Annotated in this window: 20 protein-coding genes and 1 tRNA gene; 8 read left to right on the top strand and 13 right to left on the bottom strand. The window is 60.2% G+C overall.

Features of this window, described 5'->3' with window-relative positions:
- Window positions 1-22: 22 nt before the first annotated feature.
- The 3 genes from J7380_RS07530 (at window position 23) to speB (ending at window position 3361) form a co-directional block, all read left to right on the top strand.
- Window positions 23-1246 (top strand): saccharopine dehydrogenase family protein, encoded by a 1224-nt coding sequence (locus tag J7380_RS07530; protein WP_209195184.1) that lies wholly within the window; start codon window positions 23-25, stop codon window positions 1244-1246.
- 106 nt (window positions 1247-1352) lie between these two features.
- Window positions 1353-2522, top strand: coding sequence for a carboxynorspermidine decarboxylase (gene nspC, locus J7380_RS07535; protein WP_209195185.1), 1170 nt, complete (start codon window positions 1353-1355; stop codon window positions 2520-2522).
- Window positions 2519-3361 (top strand): agmatinase, encoded by an 843-nt coding sequence (speB, locus tag J7380_RS07540; protein ID WP_209195186.1) that lies wholly within the window; start codon window positions 2519-2521, stop codon window positions 3359-3361. Before nspC ends, speB begins: the two co-directional genes overlap by 4 nt.
- Here the strand turns inward: speB and J7380_RS07545 are convergent.
- Complete coding sequence (locus tag J7380_RS07545; RefSeq protein ID WP_170773868.1) at window positions 3358-3948, bottom strand: HD domain-containing protein; 591 nt, start codon at window positions 3946-3948, stop codon at window positions 3358-3360. The genes speB and J7380_RS07545 overlap by 4 nt on opposite strands.
- A 101-nt stretch (window positions 3949-4049) precedes the next feature.
- On the opposite strand from J7380_RS07545, the gene J7380_RS07550 reads away from it, so the two are divergent.
- Window positions 4050-4880, top strand: coding sequence for a LysR family transcriptional regulator (locus J7380_RS07550; RefSeq protein ID WP_209195187.1), 831 nt, complete (start codon window positions 4050-4052; stop codon window positions 4878-4880).
- Here the strand turns inward: J7380_RS07550 and lptF are convergent.
- The 3 genes from lptF to J7380_RS07565 form a co-directional block, all read right to left on the bottom strand.
- Window positions 4877-6010: an LPS export ABC transporter permease LptF gene (gene lptF / locus J7380_RS07555; protein ID WP_209195188.1), complete on the bottom strand. Its 1134-nt coding sequence runs from the start codon at window positions 6008-6010 to the stop codon at window positions 4877-4879. The two genes, J7380_RS07550 and lptF, sit on opposite strands and share 4 nt — an antisense overlap.
- A gap of 141 nt (window positions 6011-6151) precedes the next feature.
- Entirely contained in the window at window positions 6152-6355 is a 204-nt protein-coding gene (locus J7380_RS07560; protein ID WP_209195189.1) for a hypothetical protein, read from the bottom strand.
- A gap of 136 nt (window positions 6356-6491) precedes the next feature.
- Window positions 6492-6567, bottom strand: a tRNA-Trp gene (locus tag J7380_RS07565).
- A 143-nt stretch (window positions 6568-6710) separates the two neighbouring features.
- Here J7380_RS07565 and J7380_RS07570 point away from each other — a divergent pair.
- Window positions 6711-7415: a DUF374 domain-containing protein gene (locus J7380_RS07570; protein WP_209195190.1), complete on the top strand. Its 705-nt coding sequence runs from the start codon at window positions 6711-6713 to the stop codon at window positions 7413-7415.
- Here J7380_RS07570 and J7380_RS07575 read toward each other — a convergent pair.
- From J7380_RS07575 to J7380_RS07595, 5 genes are all read right to left on the bottom strand, one after another.
- Window positions 7412-7657, bottom strand: a complete 246-nt coding sequence (locus J7380_RS07575) for a MoaD/ThiS family protein (RefSeq protein ID WP_209195191.1) — start codon at window positions 7655-7657, stop codon at window positions 7412-7414. The two genes, J7380_RS07570 and J7380_RS07575, sit on opposite strands and share 4 nt — an antisense overlap.
- On the bottom strand, window positions 7650-9905 hold the full coding sequence (locus J7380_RS07580) for a xanthine dehydrogenase family protein molybdopterin-binding subunit (protein ID WP_209195192.1): 2256 nt from the start codon (window positions 9903-9905) through the stop codon (window positions 7650-7652). Before J7380_RS07580 ends, J7380_RS07575 begins: the two co-directional genes overlap by 8 nt.
- Window positions 9905-10384, bottom strand: a complete 480-nt coding sequence (locus J7380_RS07585) for a (2Fe-2S)-binding protein (protein WP_170353362.1) — start codon at window positions 10382-10384, stop codon at window positions 9905-9907. The genes J7380_RS07580 and J7380_RS07585 overlap by 1 nt, the downstream gene beginning before the upstream one ends.
- A complete protein-coding gene (locus tag J7380_RS07590; protein WP_209195193.1) occupies window positions 10381-11247 on the bottom strand; it encodes a xanthine dehydrogenase family protein subunit M in 867 nt (288 codons plus the stop codon). Before J7380_RS07590 ends, J7380_RS07585 begins: the two co-directional genes overlap by 4 nt.
- Window positions 11248-11376: 129 nt before the next feature.
- Complete coding sequence (locus tag J7380_RS07595) at window positions 11377-14589, bottom strand: reductive dehalogenase (RefSeq protein ID WP_209195194.1); 3213 nt, start codon at window positions 14587-14589, stop codon at window positions 11377-11379.
- Between the two features lie 75 nt (window positions 14590-14664).
- Between J7380_RS07595 and J7380_RS07600 the strand changes: the two genes are divergently transcribed.
- On the top strand, window positions 14665-15567 hold the full coding sequence (locus J7380_RS07600) for a LysR family transcriptional regulator (RefSeq protein ID WP_209195195.1): 903 nt from the start codon (window positions 14665-14667) through the stop codon (window positions 15565-15567).
- Here J7380_RS07600 and J7380_RS07605 read toward each other — a convergent pair.
- Window positions 15558-16409: a LysR substrate-binding domain-containing protein gene (locus J7380_RS07605; RefSeq protein ID WP_209195196.1), complete on the bottom strand. Its 852-nt coding sequence runs from the start codon at window positions 16407-16409 to the stop codon at window positions 15558-15560. The genes J7380_RS07600 and J7380_RS07605 overlap by 10 nt on opposite strands.
- A 103-nt stretch (window positions 16410-16512) precedes the next feature.
- Between J7380_RS07605 and J7380_RS07610 the strand changes: the two genes are divergently transcribed.
- The gene (locus tag J7380_RS07610; RefSeq protein WP_209195197.1) at window positions 16513-17214 is read left to right on the top strand and encodes an SDR family oxidoreductase; all 702 of its coding nucleotides are present in this window, start codon (window positions 16513-16515) and stop codon (window positions 17212-17214) included.
- A 2-nt stretch (window positions 17215-17216) separates the two neighbouring features.
- Here J7380_RS07610 and J7380_RS07615 read toward each other — a convergent pair whose 3' ends face one another.
- From J7380_RS07615 to J7380_RS07625, 3 genes are read right to left on the bottom strand one after another with little or no spacing between them, the layout of a single operon-like run.
- The gene (locus J7380_RS07615) at window positions 17217-18488 is read right to left on the bottom strand and encodes an FAD-binding oxidoreductase (protein ID WP_209195198.1); all 1272 of its coding nucleotides are present in this window, start codon (window positions 18486-18488) and stop codon (window positions 17217-17219) included.
- A gap of 39 nt (window positions 18489-18527) precedes the next feature.
- A complete protein-coding gene (locus J7380_RS07620) occupies window positions 18528-19562 on the bottom strand; it encodes an ACP S-malonyltransferase (protein ID WP_209195199.1) in 1035 nt (344 codons plus the stop codon).
- Window positions 19559-21751 carry a thiamine pyrophosphate-dependent enzyme gene (locus J7380_RS07625; protein ID WP_209195200.1) on the bottom strand — a complete coding sequence of 731 codons (2193 nt, stop codon included), beginning with the start codon at window positions 21749-21751 and terminating at the stop codon, window positions 19559-19561. The genes J7380_RS07620 and J7380_RS07625 overlap by 4 nt, the downstream gene beginning before the upstream one ends.
- 164 nt (window positions 21752-21915) lie before the next feature.
- Here J7380_RS07625 and J7380_RS07630 point away from each other — a divergent pair, with 164 nt between their 5' ends.
- Window positions 21916-22806: a LysR substrate-binding domain-containing protein gene (locus tag J7380_RS07630; RefSeq protein ID WP_209195201.1), complete on the top strand. Its 891-nt coding sequence runs from the start codon at window positions 21916-21918 to the stop codon at window positions 22804-22806.
- Window positions 22807-22835: the final 29 nt, after the last annotated feature.

Genomic DNA, 22835 nt, shown 5'->3' on the forward strand with positions numbered 1-22835 from the left:
CCCCTGAGAGGAGATGACCCCCATGGGAACTTTGAATGGCAAAACACTGGTTGTCGGCGCAGGCGGCGTATCGCACGCAGCCGTGCACAAGATGGCGATGAACTCGGATATCTTTACCGAGATCACACTGGCCAGCCGCACGAAATCGAAATGCGATGCCATCGCCGCAGCCGTTAAGGACCGCGTCGGCGTTGAGATCAAAACCGCCGAGCTCGACGCCTACAAGGTCGAAGACACGGTCAAGCTGATCAAGGAAACCGGGGCGGAAATCCTCGTGAACCTTGCCCTGCCCTATCAGGATCTGGTGCTGATGGATGCGTGCCTTGAGGCCGGTATCCACTATATCGACACCGCGAATTATGAGCCCGAGGATGAGGCCAAGTTCGAATACCACTGGCAATGGGCCTATCAGGAGCGGTTCAAAGCGGCCGGTCTGACCGCCATCCTCGGCTCGGGCTTCGATCCGGGTGTAACCAGCGTGTTCGCCAAATGGCTCAAGAAACACAAGCTGGACACGATCCGCCAGATCGACGTACTGGACGCCAATGGCGGCAGCAACGATCAGGAATTCGCCACCAACTTCAACCCGGAAATCAACCTGCGCGAAGTGCTGGCTGAAGTGCGCCACTGGGAAGGCGGCGAGTGGAAAACCAGCCCCGCCATGACCCACAAAGTCGAGTTCGACTTCCCCGCCATCGGCCCCAAGAACATGTACCTGATGTATCACGAGGAACTGGAGTCACTCTCCACCCACTTCCCCGAGATCGAGCGCGCCCGCTTCTGGATGACCTTCGGCGACGCCTATATCACTCACGCCAAAGTGCTGGAAAATGTCGGCATGACCCGCATCGACCCGGTGATGCATGACGGCAAAGAAATCATCCCGATCCAGTTCCTGAAAACCTTGCTGCCCGATCCCGGCGATCTGGGCGCGGAAACCAAAGGCAAAGCCTGCATCGGCGACATCGCCACCGGTCAGGCCAAGGATGGCTCAGGCGAAAAGACCTTCTACATCTACAACATCTGCGACCACGAGGAGTGCTACGCCGAGGTCGGCTCTCAGGCCGTCAGCTACACCACCGGCGTCCCGGCAATGATCGGCGCGGCACAGGTGCTGAAAGGCAACTGGACCGAGCCCGGCGTGTGGAACATGGAACAGCTCGATCCCGATGACTTCATGGACATGCTGAACACCCACGGCCTGCCGTGGCAGGTCCACGAGCTCGACGGCCCGGTCACCTTCTGATCCGCGCGGGCGCCCTCCACGGTCGCCCTGCTTCATCTGGCTAAAAATACCTCGGGGGGACCGGGGGGCTGGCCCCCCGGCTTCTCCACAATCGGAGACGCCTGACATGTCCGACATGATGACCACCCAAGCCGGCGACGCCGGTGCCTTTCGCAATTTCGACCTCAGCCGCGTCCCCACTCCCTGCTTCGTGGTCGACGAAAAGGCGATCGAGCGAAACCTGCGCATCCTCTCCGATATCGGCACAAAATCTGGCGCGCATGTCCTGAGCGCGCTCAAGGCCTTCTCCATGTTCTCGCTCGCCCCGCTGGTGCGCCGGCACCTCAGCGGCACCTGCGCCAGTGGCATCTACGAGGCCCGCCTCGGCCGCGAGGAATATGGCGGTGAAGTCGCTACCTTTTGCGCTGGTTACAAAGACGCGGATATAGAAGAAATCCTGTCGCTGTCGGACCACATCATCTTCAATTCGCCCGCGCAAAAAGACCGGTTTCTCACGAAAGCCCAAGCCGCAAACGTTCAGGTCGGACTGCGCATCAACCCGGAACATTCCGAAGGCGAGATCCCCAAATACGACCCCTGCGCTCCCTGCTCGCGCCTCGGCACACCCGTCAGCCAACTCACCGCCGAGACCCTGAGCGGCGTCGACGGGCTGCACATGCACACGCTCTGCGAACAGGGGTTCGAGCCATTGCAACGGACATGGGATGCGGTCGAACCAAAACTCAAACCCTTCCTCGGTCAGCTCAAATGGCTGAATTTCGGCGGCGGACACCACATCACCCGCGACGATTATAACCGCGAAGGGCTGATCGCTTTCATCAAGACCATCCGTGAAACGCATGGCGTCGATGTCTATCTCGAACCCGGTGAAGCCGTTGCGCTGGACGCGGGCATTCTGGTCGGTGAAATCCTCGACCTGCCCACCAATGGCATGAATCTCGCTATCACCGATATCTCGGCCACCTGTCACATGCCCGACGTGATCGAGGCGCCCTACCGCCCCGCCCTAATGGATGAGGCCGAGACTGGCCATACCTACCGCCTGGGCGGGCCGTCCTGTCTGGCCGGTGACGTGATCGGCGACTACACATGGGACAAACCGCTGCAGATCGGTCAGCGCTTTGCCTTCCTCGATCAGGCGCATTACTCGATGGTCAAGACCAACACCTTCAATGGCGTGCCCCTGCCGACCATCGCCCTGTGGAACAGCGAAACGGACGAGCTGAAGATCATCAAACAATTCGGCTATGACGACTTTAAGGACCGCCTCTCATGAGCATTTTCCTCGACAGTGAACTGACCGCGTCTGAACGCACCGAAGACGCGCGGTTCCGCGTGATCCCCGTGCCGCTGGAGCGCACCGTGTCCTACGGATCAGGCACCGCCAAAGGGCCCGAGGCGATCATCGAGGCCAGCAACGAGCTGGAGCGGATCACCGGCCACTCGGAACCCTGTGTCGAGGGTATCTTTACCGAACCAGCCATCGACTGCGATGCCTCCCTGGCCGAGATCATGGAGCGCCTTGCGCAACGCACCGAGGCCGCAATTCGCGCCGGCAAAGTGCCGGTGACGCTGGGCGGAGAGCACTCGCTCAGCTACGGCGCGGTGATGGGCGTGGCGCGGGCGCTGAACCAGCCCGTCGGCATCGTCCAGATCGACGCCCATGCCGACCTGCGCAATGCCTATCAGGGCGAGAAGCATTCGCACGCGTCAGTTATGCATCTGCTGGCTGAAGAAGGCATTAAGCTGGCCCAATTCGGCGTCCGCGCCTTTTCCACCGAAGAGGCGCAAAGCCGTCTGAAAAACCACGTCTTCCATGTGGATGCCGAGGAGCTGGTCACAGGCAATATCCACGCCGTCGACCTGCCCGAGGATTTCCCCGAGCTGGTCTATGTTAGTTTTGACGTGGACGGGCTTGACCCCTCGTTGATGCCTGCTACCGGCACCCCGGTTCCGGGTGGTTTGGGATACTATCAGGCGCTGCGGCTGGTCGAACATGCCCTGAAAGGCCGCAAATGCGTGGGCTTTGACGTGGTCGAATTGGCCCCCGATGGCAACGCGGCGTGGGATTTCACCGCCGCGCAGATCGTCTATCGGCTGATGGCGTCCTGTTAACCTTCGGAAGTCTCGTTCAATTCCATATGCCCCTCGCCCTTGTTCAGGACACGGCGCAGCATGGGCTCGAAGAACTCCAGCGGTTTGGTCGGGTAGTCCGGGTCGAACGCCTTCTGATCATATTCATGGCAGAAATAGCGGCAATCCTCCCAGTACGGGCTGTCGCGGTACTTGTCGCGGGCGTTTCGATCGCCACCAAGGTGGTGGTTATAGTAATAGCCCTGAAACACGCAGTGATGTTTCAAAATCCAATAGGTCTTTTCACTGACATAGGGCTTCATCATCGCCGCTGACAGCTCACCGTGATTGTAGGGCGACAGGATATCGCCGGTGTCATGGATCAGAGCAGCCACGACAAGTTCCTCATCCGCGCCATCCTCATAGGCGCGGGTCGCGGCCTGCAGACTATGCTGATAGCGGTTGACCGGGTATGGCGTCCACTCCTCGTCCAGCGACCGGATCGCGTCCAGAATACGGTCGGGCAAAGCGGCGTTGTACGCCTCTTCATACTCCATGACCGCATCCCAATCGGCTTTCGTCGCCTCTTCGAAACTGGTCCAGGTGGGTTTGTGGCTTTTGTCCAGCATGGCACGGTCCTTATGCACATCGTTCACCACAGAGTAGCGCGGAACCATGCCTCCAAAAAAATGATTTGATTTTATCAATTCGATGAAAAAATACTTTCGACATGCAAATTACAGCGCTCGAGACTTTCCTATGCGTGGCCGAAACCGGCGGGTTCCACGCCGCCGCCCGCAAGCTGAACGTGACACAGACCGCAGTCAGTGCCCGTATCCGGTCGATCGAGGAAGCGACCGGAAAACAGCTGTTTAACCGCGGTGCAGGTGGCACCGCCCTAACTGATTTTGGGCGACAATTCCGCCCCTATGCCGAGCAGATGTTGTCTCTGTGGTCCTTTGCTTCGCGGGATCTGCCTGCTCAATCGACAAACCGGATAGCTCTGCGTCTTGGAGCGCAACTCAGCATCTGGGATCCATTGCTTGTCGATCTTGCTGTTCGATTTGAGCAGAAACTGGGCCAGTTGCTACTGACCCTTAACTACGACCATGATCTGGACATGATCGACGCGGTCTCCACTCATGTATTGGACGCGGCCCTTACCCACGAAAGACCGTCAGACACACGGATCATTTCTGACGAACTAGCCCCAGAGCGCCTACGGCTTGTGCAGTCCCCAACGCCAAACGGCGACCCCGTTTTCGTCAACCTTGAACTGGGTGAGGTCTATCAGGACCACGTCCGCTCGGCTGCACGCAGCGTATCTGGGCAAACAGTGTTCTTGGGCAATTGCATGATGGCGCTTCGCTATATCCTGCGGCGGGGCGGGATCGGCTATTTTCCAGACTACGTTATCGCCGACCATCTGGCATCTGGCGAATTGACGGCTGTGCCCGACGCGCGCGATCTGATGTTGCCACTCTATCTGGTCACGCGCCGTTCCAGCCCCGCGTTTGACAACATTCGGGATTGCCTGACTGATCTGAGAAAACCCGTCTAAGCCGCAGACGTTTGCCGCAGTCTGGACCGCCCTCTTACCAACGGCCTCCCTGCGATCAGCAGGAACAGACATGATATCAGGATACCGATAATTGCCGGCAAATACAGCACGATCCATAACCCCGGATCGGCAACGACAATGGGCGAAACAAAACCGCGCACACCTTCTAAAAGCACCAAAATCGTAAAGGCACCGAAGATCTGCGGCCATAGGCCAAATCGCGAAAAACTACCCAGCATCAGGGTTGCGTATCCGGCCATCGAAACGGCGACGCAAATGGCAATCCACGAGAACCTCTGATGCAGCTCCTCGATCAATTCGCCCTCAGTGAACCCTTCCGCCGCTGATATTTCCGCCCGGTTTTGAAGAAGCTCATTGGTCGGGATCGCCTCGAGGCTTCGTTCTGTCATCCGATTGGTGTTCGTTAACCCTGAGATGTCGTACGAGGCGTCCTCGAACAGTGTCGAAGAAAGCGTTTTGCCCTCTTGATCCAGGCGCAAAGCAACACCGTCCACCATAACCAGATGGATACCCGAACCGCCATTGACCAGATAGGCCGTTTTACTGGAGTAGCTCACGGGAGTTGCCTCATCCCTGCGGTCGGACACAAAGACCTCGTGCAAAGTCCCATCCAGATCAATCCGACCGATATATACCGTGACGCCAGTGGTCGGGTGCAGAAACTCACCTTCGTTCAACAGTTGAGCGGTCACGTCGCCTGCGACTTCGGCCTGACGCAGTTCCAGCTGTTCGACCGATGCAGGGCGCAGGAAAACACTGATCGACGCCATCATGGCGCCAGACACAAGACCAAACAGGAAAACCGCGCGCGCAAGGCGCCACGGGCTGGACCCGGTCGCCAGCATTACGGTCAGTTCACTTTCACGACTCAGCCGGTTAGTTGCGTAGACGGCCGCAGCAAATACAGCCATTGGCATCACGGTTCGGATTAGCGTCGGCAGAGTCAGGGCGGTGAATTCCAGAAACACAAGCGCCGACTGACCGCCGCTGATTACCCGGTCAAACAGGCTGACCGAGCGAGTGATCCAGAAAACCCCCACCAGAATTAGAGTGAAAAAGCCGAACAGAATCAGCAATTGTCGCAGGAAATATCCATCGAAACGCGACATGTATCCTCATCCGGCCCTTGGGTGTTTCACCGGACAATATGCCAATCGCGGGGCCGAGGAAACCGGAATGCGAAGGAATAGCCCAAATTGACCGTCCGTCGTCAGGGATTTTGGAGCAAATTACATTACCTTCGCGTACGGTCAGGCCGTTGGTCGCCCTGGTGCGTCACCCAATGCAAGCAACAACAGGATGGCCAATAAGGGTGATGCGACAAGACCTATCAGAAACCAGATGAGGCCGGATCGGTTGCGGCGTCCCGCCATCGTGATCGGCAGAACATAGAGCCAGATCACGAAAATCAACAACAAGAGCAAAAGAACAAGTTGGATAATAGGTGCGTCCATATCTGAGCCTCGTAATTTTATTACGAATCTGCCCGTTCTACGCGCAGTGTCAACACCGTCCGTTAGTTGCGTATTGACACAAAAAGCCTCGGATCCCGGGATCCGATCTCCCGACATACTGATACGAAGTGTAATTTGGCAGGGGCAGCAGGGTTCGAACCCGCGACCTACGGTTTTGGAGACCGTCGCTCTACCAACTGAGCTATACCCCTAAGGTGCGCATCAGATATGCCAGCCGCGCGGCGGACTCAAGAGGCTTTTTCAGATTCCACACCACTTCTGTAGCTGACAAACAAGTTGCGCGTCACGTTGAGTTCTATAAGACACGTTTTGCGCCAGCAGAAGGACCCCGCCCGTGAGCATCCGAACGAAGATAGCCGACAGTGAAGCCCTGTTGAACTGGGCCGCGCGGCGCATTGCGTGGTATATCCGGCTGGTCCATCGCAACACCGAATGGCAGCGCATCGGCTATGAGGAACTGGATCATCTGGCCGAAAAGGGCGAGCCGGTTATCGTTGTTCTGTGGCATCAACGCCTTGCCCAGTCGCCCTATTTCTATCCATTGGACAAGGGGCGCATCTGCTCGATCACCTCGTCTGCGCGGGCCGGCAGTATGGTGGGGCGGGTTCAGAAACTGTTCGGCATGGACACAATCGCCATGACCAGCAAGAACGCCAACAATATTGCTGTGTCACGCGAAGTGATCGGCAAGATCAAGCGGGGCATTTCGATAGGCATTGCTGCTGATGGCCCGCGCGGGCCAGAACGGGTGCTATCCACGGTGCCTTTGGTCTGGGCGAGGACATCGGGCAAGCGGGTGTTCGGGATCACCTTTTCCGCGGAACATGGTCGCGAGGCGGGCACATGGGATCGTCTGCTAATGCCGCGTCCCTGGCGCAACAAGGGCGTGTTTATTTGCCGGGAATGGACGGAAACCGTGCCGCGCAAAGCCTCGGACGAGCAGATTGAGGCGCTGCGCCTTAGCCTTGAACAACATATGAATGACATCACGGCCGAGGCCGACCGCATGGTCGGGCGCGAGCCTTGGTCGCCGTCCTAACCGCCGCGCAGACGCTGCATTAGGTAAACTTCACTGCCTTCGGGGATCGGTTCGGTCAGGCCGGTGGCGATGACGCGTCCGTCGATGGCGATGGACACGCCCGCCTCGATCGGGCCTTCCAGTTGCGGATGCGCCCGGATCAGTTCCCGCAACAGATCGCCGGTGGTTTTGGCCTCGACCTCCACCACTTGCTGACCCCCGGTCAAAGACCGGAGGCCGGACCAGAGGTGGACCTCAACCATTGTCCTTGAGCGCCGCCAGAATGCGCGGCGGGGACATTGGCAGTTGCTTCATCCGCACGCCAGCCGCGTTGGACACAGCATTGGCGATGGCGGCCAAGGGCGGCACGATGCCCGTCTCACCCACACCGCGCACACCGAAGGGGTGGCCGGGGTTGGGCACTTCGACGATCACCGTGTCGATCATGGGCAGGTCGCTGGCAACGGGGATGCGATAGTCAAGGAAGATCGAGTTCTGCAACCGCCCATCCTCGCCATAGATGTATTCCTCGTTCAGCGCCCAGCCGATACCTTGCGCGGCACCGCCTTGGAACTGGCCCTCGACATAGGTCGGGTGGATCGCCTTACCGGCGTCCTGAATGACCGTGTAGCGGGTGATCGTGGTCTTGCCGGTTTCCGGATCGACCTCGGCGTCAACAATATGGGTGCCAAAGGACACGCCTGCGCCTTCGGGCGTCGCCTCAAAATGGCCCGAGATCGGACCCCCGGTGCGCCCCATTTTGGCCGTGATATCCGCCAGCGGCATCGGGTCAAAGTCGCCCGCGTTCGGGCCCGAAGGCACGGCGCAACCGTTTTCCCACTTTACGGCTTCAACCGGGATATCCCATTTGGCCGCTGCACGTTCGCACAGCTTTTCAACCGCGTGTTTGGCCGCCTTGATCGTCGCCAGACCCGAAGCATAGGTCACTCGGCTGCCATGGCTGACGTCGTTATACCCCAGCGAGGCGGTATCAGCGACGGTGACACGGATGTTCTCATATGGAATGCCCAACACCTCAGCCGCCATCAGCGCCATAGACGCGCGCGATCCGCCAATGTCGGGTGTGCCCACCATCAACTGGGCTGATCCGTCTTCGGACAATGCCAAGGTTACCGAGGTTTCACCCCCGTGGTTGAACCAGAAGCCGCAGGAGACGCCGCGTCCCTGCCCCGGCTTCAACGGCGCCGAATAATGCGGATGCGCCTTGGCGGCCTCGAGCGTTTCGACCAGACCGATGCGTTCATAGCGCGGGCCATAGCTGGCCTTGGTGCCCTCATGCGCGGCGTTCTTCAGACGCACCTCAATCGGGTCGAGGCCCAGCTTGTTGCACATCTCGTCAATGACCGACTCGACCGCAAACGCCCCCATCGGCGCGCCGGGCGCGCGATAAGCGGCTTGCTTGGGACGGTTGGCCATGACGTCATAACCGATCTGTTTGACGTTGGTCAGGTTATAGGCCGCAAAGGCACACATGGCGGTCATATCGCCGGGTGCTCCGGGGAACGCGCCGCCCTGCAGACGGAACTCACCCCGCGCGGCGGTGATCGTGCCGTCCTTCTTCATGCCGATCTTGATATCCATCGAGGCCGAGGCGGTTGGCCCCGTCGCCCGGAAGACCTCGGACCGGGTCATGACCAGCTTGACCGGGCGGTTCGCCTTGCGGCTCAGCGCCAGCGCGACCGGTTCGATGAAGACCGTGGTCTTGCCGCCAAAGCCGCCGCCAATCTCGGACGCGGTAACGCGCAATTGCGAGGTTTCGATGCCCAGCAACGCCGCACATGTCTTTTGCGCAATCCAATGGCCTTGGGTGGTGCACCAAAGCTCACCTTTGCCGTCGCTGCCCAGCAGGCCCAGACAGGCGTGGGGTTCGATATAACCCTGATGGGTCGCCTCGGTGACAAAGCTGTCTTCGAGGACCAGATCTGCCTCGGCAAAGCCTGCATCGACATCGCCATGACCGCTTTCGTGATACCGCACGACGTTGGGATGCATCCCTTCGGGCACGGAATAATCCGCCGCACCTTCGCGGATGACCGGCGCATCCGGGGCCATCGCTTTGTCTACGTCGGTCACATGAGGCAGCACCTCATACTCGACCTCGATCAGCTTCAGCGCATCCCGCGCGGCCAGTGCCGAGGTCGCCGCCACGGCAGCCACCGCATGACCATCATAGAGAGCTTTCTCACCCGCCATGACGTTTTCCAGCACGTTCCAGAATTCGCCCGCCAAACCGGGCTTGAACGGCACGTCGGCGAAATCAGCGCGTGTCACCACGGCTTTGACGTCTTTCAGCGCCTCAGCCTTCGACGTGTCGATTTTCACGATCCGCGCATGAGCATGGGGCGAGCGCAGGATGGCGCCGTGCAGCATCCCCGGTGCCGACATATCCGCGCCGAACTTGGCGCGGCCTGTCACCTTGTCCAACCCGTCAGGGCGGTTCGGACGGGTGCCGACAAAGGTGAAATCCGTTTTACGATCGTCCAGTGCCATTACGAAGCCTCCCGCAATTCTTCTGCCGTTTCCATGACGGCGCGAATGATCTTGTCATAGCCGGTGCAGCGGCACAGGTTACCCGCCAGCCAGTACCGGGTTTCTTCCTCGGTCGGGTTGGGGTTTTTCTCCAGCAGCGATTTGGCCGCCACCAGAATGCCCGGCGTGCAGATGCCGCATTGCAGGGCGGCATGTTCGATGAATTTCTGCTGCAGCGGATGCAGCACATCCCCATCCGCGATACCTTCGACGGTTTCGATGGTCTTACCCTCGGCCTCAGCGCCCAGCATCAGGCAGGAACAGACCAGACGGCCATCAACCGTGACTGAACACGCGCCGCAATCGCCAGTACCGCAGCCCTCTTTCGCGCCGGTCAGGTTCAGCTTGTCGCGCAGGCAATCCAGCAGGGTTTCGCGCGGGTCGCACAGAAAATCGACCTCATCGCCGTTCACGGTGGTCGTTACGTGGAGCTTGCTCATGCTTTCTCTCCCTTCGCGCGGGCATAGGCGATTTTCGCGGCGCGCTTGGCCAGAACGCCTGCGACCTCGGTGCGGAATGCGATCGTACCGCGTTTGTCGTCAATCGGGTTACAGGCGGCCGATGCCGCAGCCGCCAGCGCGTCCAGCGCAGCATCGTCCAGAGTGCTGCCGATGATGGCCTTGGCACAATCGTCAACCAGCAGGACAGTCGGTGCGACCGCGCCCAGCGAGACACGGGCCTCGGTCACGGTGTCGCCATCCAGACGCAGGCTGACGCCGACGCCGACCACGGCGATGTCCATTTCCGTGCGCGGGATGAACCGCAGATAGGCGTCGCCCGCATTGTCTCCGCGTGCGGGGATATTTACGGCCGAGATCACCTCACCCTTGGACAGCGAGGTCTTGCCCGGTCCGGTTGGGATATCCTCGACAGCCACCTCACGCGTTCCATCAGGGCCGGTGACAGAAACGGTCACAGCAGCGGCAACCATCGCAGGCACAGAATCCGCCGCCGGAGAGCCATTGCACAGGTTGCCCGTCAGCGTCGCCCGCCCCTGCACCTGGGTCGATCCGATCAGGTCCATCGCCTCGACCACGCCGGGCCAGTCGCGGTTCAGTTCAGCATGTTCGCTCATCTCGGCACCGGTTGCGGCAACGCCGAGGGTCCAACTGCCGTCTGCATTACGGGTGATGTCACTGACACCGTCGATCTTCTTGATGTCGATCAGCGTATCGGGCGTGACCAGTTCCGAGCGCAACTGCACCAGAACATCCGTTCCACCGGCCAGAAAGCGGGTAACCCCCGTTGCGTTTGCTGCCAGAGCCGACGCCTCGGCAAAACTGGCGGGGCTGTGATAATCCATGAAAATACCTCGCACCTGTTGATCAGGATTCACTAGGGTTCGCAGGGGACGTTAGTGCAGCCGTGCCGTAACGTCCATGGTAAGAGCGACCAATTTTTGCGTTTCAGAATGTCGTTTCCTGACCTCGGCTCAGAGGTCGATCTCGATCACACCATCCGGCTGCGCCGCCCGGCTTTGGCATAGGATGATAGCGCTCTCACGTTGTTTCTTGGACAAAACGAAATCGCGGTGTTCGACCTCACCCGAAATCACGCCACATTTACACACCCCACAGATGCCGTCAGCGCACTTCACATCGACGTGAACACCCGCCTCGTTCAGGACCTGCGCTGCATCTTTGTCGGCGGGTACAGTCAGATCACGACCCGATTTTGCCAGCCGCAGGGTGAAGGCGTGATTCTCATAATCCGGCTGTTCAGGGACCGAGAAATACTCCAGATGCCGCGCCTCGTCGGGAAATCCTTGTTTCTCGGCCGCCTGCATCACGCCGTCCATGAACCGATCCGGACCGCAGGTATAGACGTGCCAGCCGTCTTGATAACCCGACAGGACGGCTTCCAGATCGGCCCGTGTGCCTTCATCCGAGAAATGATAATGCACGTGATCCGCCCAAGGCATCGCTGCCAGATCTTTCAGATACCCGGCCCCGGCACGGGTACTGGCCGAATAGTGCAGCTCGAACGGTTTGCCCAAGGCATACAGACGGTGGGCAAAGGCGATCATCGGAGTAATGCCGATACCGCCGCCCATCAGGAAGGTCTTGGTTGCGCTCTCATCCAGTTCGAAATGGTTGATGGGTTTCGAGATGAAAACCTTCCGCCCCTCGTTGAAAATCCGGTGCAGCAGGGCCGATCCGCCACGGCCCTCATCCTCACGCAATACACCGATCTGATAGGTGGCGCGGTCGGATGGGTCACCGGACATAGAGTATTGCCGCAGGAATTCCGGCGCGACCAACACGTCTAGATGCGCGCCCGCTGTCCATTCAGGCAAGGGTGATCCGTCCAGAGTCGAGAACTCATACTTGGTCACATCAGCAGTCATCTTATCGACCTTGGTCAGCGCCACCCGCATCACCGGTGCGTCGCCCGCGATAGTATAGCGGTGGATCACCGACAGATCGCCCGCCGCTTTGCGCGCCTTGTATTCCTGGGCCGTGACCATGGCCTCATAGGCTGCGATCCCAGCCTCGCGGTCCATGGCGAACGGATAGGGCCAGGGGTGCGGTGCCAGATAGGCAGGGTAAACGGCCAGAGTCTGATCCTCATATTTCAGGTCCAGATCGGTTTGCAGATCGCGCCGGTTCAGCGGGTGCTCGGTCGGGCGATAGGCACCGTCCGGTTGCAGCTCCAGATCCCACCACCATTTCTTGACATCGTTCAGCCCGCCATTGCCCACGGCATCATCCAACCGCGCCAGCGCGGGCGCGGCCTTGGGAATATTCATCGCGGCCCAGCGGAAGGGGCGTTCCTTGAAGATGCCCTCAAGGTTCCAAGGGCAGGTCTTCATACACCGCCCACACATCGCGCCGCCCGGCGTGGTCACGCGATAGGTGGCGCATTTCTGGCTGTCGGATTTCCAGATTTCATAGCCGTTGAACATCAGCTTCGGCCCGGCCGTGATCGCGCCCGAGGGGCATTCGCGGGCGCATTTGTTGCAGCTCTCGCAAAAGGTTTGCAGGCCGAAATCGATCGGCTTGTCATGCGTCATTGGCATATCGGTCGTCACCGCGCCGGATTTCAGGCGTGGGCCAAGATAGGGGTTCAGGATCACCTCTCCGATCCGGCTGACCTCGCCCAGCCCAGACAACAACAGCAGCGGCGGCTGTAACACCTCGCCATCCATCACCGTATGCGCGCGGGCCTTATAGCCGAGGTTGCGGATCTGTTGCGCGATCACCCCGCCCAGCAACGAGAACCGCAGATAGGCGCGCATAGACTGCGCGACACTGATCCAGTCATCGCCGCTGGCGCCCTCCATCGTTTCATAACCCTGGTCGATGATCATGCTGATGGCCTGGTCGTGCGGCGGAATGATCTCCTCGCCCATTGCGTCATGCGAATACCACGCCCAGTCCGGGCACCGGCTGAGGCCCACCGCATCGACGCCCAGAAAATATGTGGCCGCCTTGATATTCGCCGCATTGCGCGCGGCATCGGTTGGGCGCGCGGTGTACGCGCTTTCGCCATCCTGCAGCAACACAAACGCGCCCAGCGCGCGGCGTTGCGCGGTACTGGGCGCCGCCTTGCGCACGTAATACCCGCCCTTGGCCCCGTCTTGCAGATGCTTGCCCATATCCCCGAACTGCGCCCGAGCGAACATGTCGGCGCGCTTGGGGACGCGGGCCACGTTTTCCTCATCAATATAGGTGGTTGGCGTTTCAACCCGCTTGAGAGTCTCAAACGGAAGCGCCCCGTCCACATAGCGCCGCTTGGCAAAAGGGTCGCGGTTCAGGGCGTTCTTGGCAAAGCCCGCGCCCAGCCACCACGCCGGGCCTTGAGTGCGAAACCACGGCTGCTGCGCCATCGGGCGCAGAGGCTGACCATGGGCGATCTCCATCTCGGTCGTGACCGCCGCCAGCCCGAACCGTTTGCCCAGCCATGGCGCGACCAGCGCCCCGCCTTCGACCGCACACAGCCCCGCCGCCACGGCGAGCTTGCCCAGATCAACCTCAGACGACATCACCGTATGCGCCCGCGCGTCAAAGCCCAGAATGCGGATGTAGTTGGCAATGACCACCGCGTTCTCGGTCGCCAGAAGACTAGCGCGGTGGTCTTGCGCATCCATGATCCAATCTGCGCCGGGTTCCTCCGGGTCGGGGTCGCGGTTGTGCTCATAGAGGAACACAATCGCATGGCGATGCCTGTCCATGGGGCGCGGCGTGGCCTCCATGCTTTCTTTCAGATCGGCCATGATCAGGTCGATGCCTGAGGCCAGCGTCTTGGTTTGCCGTGTCTTCAGCGCATGGGCCAGACGGTCGATATCGAGGTTGCGACGGGGTTCGGTCAGCAATGCCTCGGGCGGCAGAGGGCCACAGCCCATCATCGAAGCATCGTTGAAATAGCCGAACGCCTTCAGGTGATTGGCCCGCTCGGTCAGATCGGCAGGCACTTCGGACACCACCGGGTTCACGAAGCCGTCGCGGATCGTGTCCAGCATCGCTTGAAACTCACCCATCGCGTTCACGATGCTTTCGGGGCGCTCGGGCCGGTGAAAACCAAGCGTCGGCATCGGCGGGACCGCTGACAGATCCGGCAACGCCGCTTGCCGAGCCAACCGTTCTAGCGGGTATTGCCCCATATGAACCGGGCGGTTCTTGTCCGAGAAAAAGCGGATTCCCATCGCGCACCTCCTGATGATGACAGTCACCTATTGCGCACTGGACTGCAAATCCATTCATGAATAATCATACACGTCATGAGGAAAACTGATTTTACTGACCTGGACGGTAAGGTCTTGCGCGTGTTTCTGACCATTCTCGAAGAAAGTTCGGTATCGAAAGCGGCCGACCGGTTGGGCGTGACGCAATCAGCGATCAGCCATACGCTGGCCAAATTGCGACAGGTTCTAGGCGATCCGCTGTTTGTCCGCTCGGGTCAGGGGCTGACCCCGACCGAACGGGCTTTGTCGCTGAAAGACCCAGCGCAAAACGTGCTGGATGCAATGCGGGCGCTGACCGAAGACCGCCCGTTTGATCCGATGCTTGAGGACATGCAATTTCAGATCGCCACCAACGACATGCCGCGCGAACTGATCTTTCCCGAACTGCTGCGCGCCACACGGGCCGAGGGCGTCCGGTTGCGGCTAGGGTTCATACCCTCGGGTGTTCCCGATCCGGACTTGTTGCGTAGCGACCGGTGCCAGCTGATGCTGACGCCCCTGCCGCCGGATGGGCCGGACATCTTTCAGAAACGTATTCTCAGCAGCCCATTGATGATCTTTTACGATGCAGAGCGACGCTGTCCGCCGGACAGTTGGCACGCCTACTGTGCGACTGAACATGTTGACGTCCGGTTTCCCGATGGCCGCAGTTCGCGCGCCGTGATGCGGGGCGTAGACCAAAGCCAGATCAGACCACCCACCGTCACCTTGCCTCATTTCAACGCCATCCCGTCCTTTGTGAAAGGCAGCGACCTGATCTCGACCGACACCGCGTTGATGAAACGCGGGCCACTGGCTGCGCTGGACTGCGCGCCCTTGCCGTTCAAATGCGAGCCGGTCTCGATCTACATGGTCTGGCATCAAAGGTCGGCAAACGATCCCGCTCATCGCTGGGTCCGCAACAGGATCGAGTCCACAGCGGGTGCCCTTCAGACCTGAGATAAAAGCCATTTTTGCACCACCTCGACCAGTTCCGGTTGTCGCGGGCGTTTTGGCACGACGATGTGAAAACCCAGATCCTCGACCAATACATCAGGCAGAGGTTGAACAAGGCGTCCTTCCGCAAGCTCGGCCGCAACCAATGGCGCATTAGCCAGCGCTATCCCTTGCCCGGACACAGCCGCATCAATGGCAAGGCTCGTCTGGCTAAAATTCATCATTCGTGGCTTGCCGACGACTCCGGCCCGATCAAGGAACAGAGGCCAAAGACCGTGCGTGTCGTTCAAAAGGATTACGCCTGACAGGTCCTGCGGCGCTTTGACTTGGGTGGCCAACGAAGGGCTACAGACCACAAGGAAATCAGTCGAAAACAGAGGCACCGATGATAAGTCGCTGCCAAACGGGGCCCGACCCTGTCGCACGGCGATATCAACCCCGTCGCTATTGAAATCTGCCAACCGCTCGCGCGCGTCGATCTGAACGGCGATATCCGGATAACGCGAGGAAAAGTCCTTTAATCGTGGCGCCAACCATTTCGACGCGAAACTGGGCGTGACCGAAATCGTAACATGTCTGTCGCCGGACAGATCAGTGACCGCCTCTTCGATCAAACGAAAAGCGCGGCGCAGAGGGGCATGAAACCTGCGTCCGGCTTCGGTCAGCGCAAGGCCACGCGGCAGGCGATCAAACAGCTTCTCGGCCAATCGCGCTTCTAGTCCGCGCACCTGTTGGGCAACCGCCCCTTGCGTCACGCCCAACTCTTCTGCTGCCAGTCGAAAGTTGAGATGTCGCGCCGAGGCTTCAAACGCGCGCAGGGCATTGAGCGGGGGTAATGCGGTCATATGACCATCCTGTAGATTTTCTACAGCATAGAAACAGTAGAACTGATTAGTCAAATGCGCCGACGAGGCGCATTTACAGTTCATCAACAAACGGAGAGATCGAATGACCAAAGTGGCGCTTATCACAGCCGGTGGCAGCGGCATGGGTGCGGATTCCGCCCGGCGGCTGGCTGCAGACGGGTTCAAGGTCGGTATCCTGTCTTCTTCGGGCAAAGGCGAGGCACTGGCGCATGAATTGGGCGGTGTTGGCGTGACCGGTTCAAACCAATCTACCGAGGATCTGCAAAAGCTGGTCGACGCCGCGATGTCCCATTGGGGGCGTGTCGACGTTCTGGTCAACTCGGCCGGGCATGGCCCCCGCGCGCCGGTGCTGGAGCTGACGGACGAGGATTGGCACACTGGCATGGACGTCTATTTCATGAACGCCGTTCGCCCAACCCGTCTGGTTACACCGATCATGCAATCGCAAGGGGGCGGGTCGATCATAAACATCTCGACTTTCGCCGCCTTCGAACCGGACCCGGTCTTCCCAACGTCGGGCGTGTTCCGCGCCGGACTGGCCGCCTTTACCAAGTTGTATTCCGACCAATACGCCGCCGACAATATCCGCATGAACAATGTCCTGCCCGGCTTTATCGACAGCCTGCCCGAGAAAGAAGAGTTCCGCGCCCGTATCCCGCTGGGCCGCTATGGGCGCAGCTATGATGAGATCGCCTCGGTCGTGGCAATGCTGGCGTCCGAAGGCGGAGGCTACATCACAGGACAAAACATACGCGTAGACGGTGGGATCACGCGATCCGTCTAGGATCAGAACCGCGCCTTGATCAGATGCGTAAGCGCCGCGCCTGTCTCGAAATAGGCGCGGCGCAGGCCCGTCCAATTTTCCGAGTACTCAGCAACTGCCGGGACAGGCAGCAGACCCGGATCGTTGCGCAACAGGCTTTTGGCCATTTGACGGCCAAAAACGGTACCCGGGCCGATACCACGGCCCGAGAACCCATGCGCTGCCAAGGCATTCGGGCCAATCTGCGTGATTTTGGGAATATGGTCTGACGTCATCGCAATGCGACCATGCCAACCTTGGGTCAGGGGCTGGTCGGACAGCTGCGGATAAAGCTCGGCCATCTTGCGTCTGATCCACGCCCTGTGGGCCCCGCTACCTGCATGGCCCAGATCGCCCATCGCCCCGATGATAAAACGTCCCTCGTGATCCAACCGGAACGAGGTCATGATCAGGCCAGTATCCCAGGCACCCTCGCCTTGGTGCAGAATACTGGCGCGCAGGTTGTCCGAAAGCGGGGCTGTCGCGAATTGAAAATAGTAAACCGGTACATAGGCAGGCGCCGTTCCGGGCAAACCCCGGTGATAAGCGTTTGTGGCCTGGATCAATGCCTTGGCCCGAACAGTACCTTTTGCTGTGGTCAACACCCACACATCGCCGTCACGCGACAACGATTGAACCGGGCTTTGCGTAAAGACCTGTGTCCCCGCCTCAACCGCCGCACGCGCAAGCCCGCGGACATAGTCCAACGGCTGGATCGTCCCCGCACGCGGATCAAAAACCGCACCGTGAAAAGCCGCGCTACCGGTGCGCTGGCGGGTTTCGTCGGCTGACAAAAGCGCGATCGGGGCACCGGTCGCACTGAGTTGTGCATGACGGTTTTTCAGGTCCTTAAGCCCGGCAGGCGAATGCGCACAATGCAGGGTACCATTGCGCACGGGCGCGCAGTCGATCCCATGTTGCTGGATCAGGTCAAACACATCGCCCGGCGCAGCCCCCAACAGGTCGATGAGGCGGTTGCCTGCCGCCTCTCCCAAAAACGCACGAATTTCGTCCGGTGGCAGCCACAGACCTGCATTGGCAAAGCCGACATTTCGGCCCGATCCACCATGCCCGATTTCCTGCGCCTCAAGCAGAGCAACCGATGCGCCGGACTGCGCCGCCGTCAAAGCCGCCGAGCAGCCAGTATACCCACCACCGATCACAGCCAGATCAACCGTCAGATCACTGGTCAAAAGGCTACTGGCCACATGCTCCTTACTGGTATTCAGCCAGAGGGACTGGTCATGGTCGCTCACGTCGGGCTCCTTGCGAATACGCAGATCATCAAGACTGTGTCAGCCGGTTGCAAGTGCGCGCTGATCATCGCGGCCCATGGCAATCAGGAAGGGTTGCGCGTCCTGCCGCGCCTGAAACGCGGGTTTGTCCGCCAAGCCGTGCCAATCCGCCAATACCAGAGACTGTGCCACTGCGCCCCCAAGGGTTGCCCCGGGTCCGGCAACGATAAAAAGGTCCGGCGCAAATTCGCGCGCTGCGGTCTGGATGGCGCGGGTGAAGTCATAAGGTTCGGTGACTTGGTGACCTAAAGTATAGTTCCACAACGCTTGCGTATCCGTCGCTGCAGGCCACCAGATTTTGCCGCGCCCGTCGATCAGAGGGCGCTCGGGCTGGCCAAACAGGTCGGCCCCCAACCGCGCGCGGCCCTCGGCGGCGACCGGGGCTTGCAGCGCCGTGTGAAACGCGGCGTGATTGGCCAGACGCATCGGGAACCGGTCCTGCAGGGCGGGCTGAGACGCCTCGAACGCGGCCAGCCCCGCCTCATCCCCGGCCAGAACCAGCATTCCGCCCAGATCAATCGACAGGCCAAGCGTGTGGCCCTCCTGCGCATTGATCCGCGCGACCTCGGCCAGCAACTCCTCCTTCCGAGCAGGGTCGTTTACCCAGTCGTCACCGATGAACGGATAGACCAGTTGCCCGCCGATCAGGTGATCCTGCATCAGCGTGCCCATGGTGTTCACCACACGAAACCCGTCCTGCGGCGACAGCGCCCCGCCCGCAGCAAGCGCGCTGTACCAGCCCATCGAGTTCCCCGTGACCGCAACAACCTCGATATCATCAGCCACGGCCTGCGCGTCCGCGAAAGACGCCGCATAGATCAGAGCCGAGGCCACATCCCCGCGCGAATAGGTGCTGACCGTGAACCGGTCGGCCCCGTCCAGCGCGGTCACGGCCTGCTGCCCCGCCTCGGCACGCAGGGCATCAAAGCTGTGAAACAGGTCCATCCGCTGCGCGTGGTGACGGTGCAGATAACCCAGCTCGGGCTTGTTATAGGTACCTCGACCGGGACAGATCAGAACAGCGGTGCGGGTCATTGGCGACCTCCGGTCAGGGTCAGCGCGGCGGCAACAATCCCGTCTTTCGACGGCAAAGGCGCCGCATAGGCCGGGCCGGTGGCGATGAAACTGTCCTCGGCCACAACGCGGGCGGTTGGGGTGGTCGGACTTTCTTCGACGAAGAAAGTCATCAGCGCCTCGGATTGACTGCCAGTGCGGCGGCACTCGTCGACGATCAGGACATGCGCGCATGTTTTGGTGGCTTCGCGCAGGGCCTCGACCGGCAAGGGGGCCAGCCAACGCAGGTCAATGATCCGCACATTCAGCCCCGCCGCCTGCAGTTCGGGCAGCGCCTGTTTCGACAGGTAATGCCCATTGCCATAGGTCACGATGGCCAGATCGGTGCCGTCGCCATGCACCCCCACCTCACCCAACGCGATCCGTCGATCCGGCGCGGGATAAGTCGTCATCCAGCCCCCATCCTGCGCCTCATGCAGATCACGCATGGGATAAAGCGCAATGGGTTCCAGAAACACCACCACCCGCTGCTCCTCGCGCGCCAGCCGGACGCATTCACGCAGCATCTGCGCTGCGTCTTCCCCGGTCGAGGGGCAGGCTATGACCACCCCCGGAATGTCACGCAGCACGGCCAGCGAGTTGTCATTGTGGAAATGCCCGCCAAACCCCTTCTGATAGCCCAAGCCAGCAATCCGCACGACCATAGGGTTGGTGAATTGGCCGTTCGAAAAAAACGGCAGCGTCGCGGCCTCACCCCTGATCTGATCCTCGGCATTGTGCAGATAGGCGAGGAACTGGATTTCAGGGATCGGCACAAACCCGTTATGACCCATGCCAATCGCCAGCCCCAAAATAGACTGCTCGTCCAGCAGCGTGTCGATTACCCGGTCCGGCCCGAACCTGTGTTGCAGCTTTTGCGTGACGCCGTAGACGCCCCCCTTGCGGCCCACATCCTCGCCCATACAGACGATTTCGCCATGTTCCAGCATCAGATCGGTCAGCGCCCAGTTGATCAGGCGGCTCATGGGTTGGGGATCGTTCATCGCCCGCATATCCCCGCCAAACGTATCTGCGCGCGCCTGTGCGCCGGGGCCGTTCGAAGGTTTGCAGTCGCGTTTGGGCGGGATCAGACTGGCCATGACCTCGGCGGCGCTGCTCAGATGCGGGCGCGAGGCGGCCTCGGCCGCGATGCGATCGGCGCGGGCACAAGTGTCCTGATATATCTTCAGCGCCTGATCCGGCGACAACGCCCCGGCCTGATCCAGCAGGCGCACGGAATGCAGCAAGGGGTCGTTGGCCTCATCAGCTTCGACCTCGGATTTAGGCATATAGGTGGTGGGTACGTCAGCGCCTGCATGGCCGTAAAGGCGCACGGTTTGCAAATGCAGGAAGGCAGGTTTCCGGCGGGTGCGCACATAATCGGCGGCCTCTTGCGCGACGGCATAGGTCTCGTAGATATCCAGCCCGTTGGCCTGAAAATACCGAATGCCGGGGCGATGCTCCATCGACGCCTGTATCCAGCCTTTGGGCGTTTTGACCGAGATACCAATCCCGTTGTCCTCACACACAAACAACAGCGGTAGCGGCGTCGATTGCACGCTGGTCCAGCCCGCCGTATTGATCGCCCCCTGCGCGGTCGAGTGGTTGGCCGAGGCGTCGCCGAAAGAACACATCGCAATGCCGTCCTCGGGCAATTCACGATGCTCGGGGTTATGCCGCCGCGCCGCACCTAGGGAATAGGCCGCGCCCACCGCCTTGGGCAGATGGCTGGCGATGGTCGAGGTCTGCGGTGGGATGGTCAGTGCCTTGGACCCCAGCACCTTGTGCCGTCCGCCCGAGGTCGGATCTTCGCTGGAACACGCAAAGCTCAGCAGCATGTCCCATGCGATCTGCTGGCCCGGCACCTGCTCGGCCCGCGCGATCTGAAACGCGGCATCGCGGTAATGAAGAAAGGCGATATCCGTGGGGCGCAGTGCATGGGCCACAGCCGCCATCCCCTCATGCCCGGATGAGCCGATGGTATAGAACCCCTGCCCAGCCTTCTGCATTGCGCGGCTGGTGCGATCCAGCGCCCGGCTTAGCACCTGCGAGCGAAACAGAGATACCGCTTCGGGCGCAGTCAGTCCCGACTGAGGAGGAGCACCATGGGGGAAGTCGTGTTGCGCCACACGGGTCAGGAAATTCTCATGAACGATCTGCGCGCGATCCATTTGCGGGTCCTTTTGGTTCAACCTGGCGGCAACATCAGAAATACGGCGCCCCCTTCTTGCAGGCATTCAGCAGCTTAAGCAAAGGAAATGCCTGTGATGTGTATCGGGCTGGCGCAGCGCAAATGCCAGTGATATTCCCTCCCAAAGGTATGAGGATTTATCATATGATCGCGCCCCGTCGTTTCCTACCCTCAATCCCGTCGCTTCTGGCTTTGGAAGCGGTAGACCGGCTGGGCAGCGCCTCGGCTGCAGCCGAAGAGCTGTCGTTGACCCAAAGCGCGATCAGTCGACAACTCAAGGCGATGGAAGAGCAACTGGGCGTCGATCTGATTCAACGCAACCAGATGCGACTGAACCTGACGCCCGCAGCAAAAGAATATGTTCAGGTCGCCCGGTCCAGTCTGAGTCAGCTTGCTCAGGCGTCTCTGAAGCTGAAGGCCAACCCGACCGGCGGCTCACTCAATCTGTCGATTCTGCCAGCGTTCGGGATGCACTGGCTGGCCCCGCGCCTTCAGGATTTCGCCCGCAAACACCCCGAAGTCACGGTAAACCTGAACACGCGTCTTAGACCGTTTGAGTTTGAAAACGAACACTTTGACGCGGCGATTCACTTTGGCGGACGGACATGGGCCGGTGTGAATTACTTGCCGATCATGCGGGAAGATGTTCTGCCGGTCTGCGCGCCAGATCTGCTTCCGACACAGAACGACAACCCCGACTGGCTTTTGAGTGCACCCTTGCTGCACTTGGAAACGCGGCCAGATGCGTGGGAAAGGTGGTTCGCTGTACAAGGTCGGTCCGTTAGCGGTATTTCTGGCATGCTGTTTGACCAGTTTTCGACGATGGGTCAGGCGACAATTCACGGGCTGGGGGTCGCGCTGCTACCGACCTATTTGATCGAAAACGACTTGAAAACAGGCAAACTGGTGCTTGCATGGAACGGCCCGAGTGTCAGCCTTGGCGACTTTTTTCTTGTCTGGCCCCAATCCCGAGCGGAATCTGAACCGCTCCGCTCGTTTCGAACATGGCTACAGGATCAAATCTCTTTAGCCTGAACCAATAGACAAGACTTACCGAGAACAAC

Source organism: Ruegeria sp. R8_1, assembly GCF_017743815.1.
GTDB classification, from domain to species: domain Bacteria; phylum Pseudomonadota; class Alphaproteobacteria; order Rhodobacterales; family Rhodobacteraceae; genus Ruegeria; species Ruegeria lacuscaerulensis_A.

Excerpts from the sequence above, each read along its gene's own strand:
- J7380_RS07585 (WP_170353362.1), bottom strand. The coding sequence starts at position 10,384 with ATGAGCAAGCTCCACGTAACGACCACCGTGAACGGCGATGAGGTCGAT.
- J7380_RS07580 (WP_209195192.1), bottom strand. The coding sequence starts at position 9,905 with ATGGCACTGGACGATCGTAAAACGGATTTCACCTTTGTCGGCACCCGT.
- J7380_RS07595 (WP_209195194.1), bottom strand. The coding sequence starts at position 14,589 with ATGGGAATCCGCTTTTTCTCGGACAAGAACCGCCCGGTTCATATGGGG.
- J7380_RS07610 (WP_209195197.1), top strand. The coding sequence starts at position 16,513 with ATGACCAAAGTGGCGCTTATCACAGCCGGTGGCAGCGGCATGGGTGCG.
- J7380_RS07630 (WP_209195201.1), top strand. The coding sequence starts at position 21,916 with ATGATCGCGCCCCGTCGTTTCCTACCCTCAATCCCGTCGCTTCTGGCT.
- nspC (WP_209195185.1), top strand. The coding sequence starts at position 1,353 with ATGTCCGACATGATGACCACCCAAGCCGGCGACGCCGGTGCCTTTCGC.
- J7380_RS07545 (WP_170773868.1), bottom strand. The coding sequence starts at position 3,948 with ATGCTGGACAAAAGCCACAAACCCACCTGGACCAGTTTCGAAGAGGCG.
- speB (WP_209195186.1), top strand. The coding sequence starts at position 2,519 with ATGAGCATTTTCCTCGACAGTGAACTGACCGCGTCTGAACGCACCGAA.
- J7380_RS07605 (WP_209195196.1), bottom strand. The coding sequence starts at position 16,409 with ATGACCGCATTACCCCCGCTCAATGCCCTGCGCGCGTTTGAAGCCTCG.
- J7380_RS07600 (WP_209195195.1), top strand. The coding sequence starts at position 14,665 with ATGAGGAAAACTGATTTTACTGACCTGGACGGTAAGGTCTTGCGCGTG.
- J7380_RS07560 (WP_209195189.1), bottom strand. The coding sequence starts at position 6,355 with ATGGACGCACCTATTATCCAACTTGTTCTTTTGCTCTTGTTGTTGATT.
- lptF (WP_209195188.1), bottom strand. The coding sequence starts at position 6,010 with ATGTCGCGTTTCGATGGATATTTCCTGCGACAATTGCTGATTCTGTTC.
- J7380_RS07550 (WP_209195187.1), top strand. The coding sequence starts at position 4,050 with ATGCAAATTACAGCGCTCGAGACTTTCCTATGCGTGGCCGAAACCGGC.
- J7380_RS07625 (WP_209195200.1), bottom strand. The coding sequence starts at position 21,751 with ATGGATCGCGCGCAGATCGTTCATGAGAATTTCCTGACCCGTGTGGCG.
- J7380_RS07620 (WP_209195199.1), bottom strand. The coding sequence starts at position 19,562 with ATGACCCGCACCGCTGTTCTGATCTGTCCCGGTCGAGGTACCTATAAC.
- J7380_RS07575 (WP_209195191.1), bottom strand. The coding sequence starts at position 7,657 with ATGGTTGAGGTCCACCTCTGGTCCGGCCTCCGGTCTTTGACCGGGGGT.
- J7380_RS07590 (WP_209195193.1), bottom strand. The coding sequence starts at position 11,247 with ATGGATTATCACAGCCCCGCCAGTTTTGCCGAGGCGTCGGCTCTGGCA.
- J7380_RS07530 (WP_209195184.1), top strand. The coding sequence starts at position 23 with ATGGGAACTTTGAATGGCAAAACACTGGTTGTCGGCGCAGGCGGCGTA.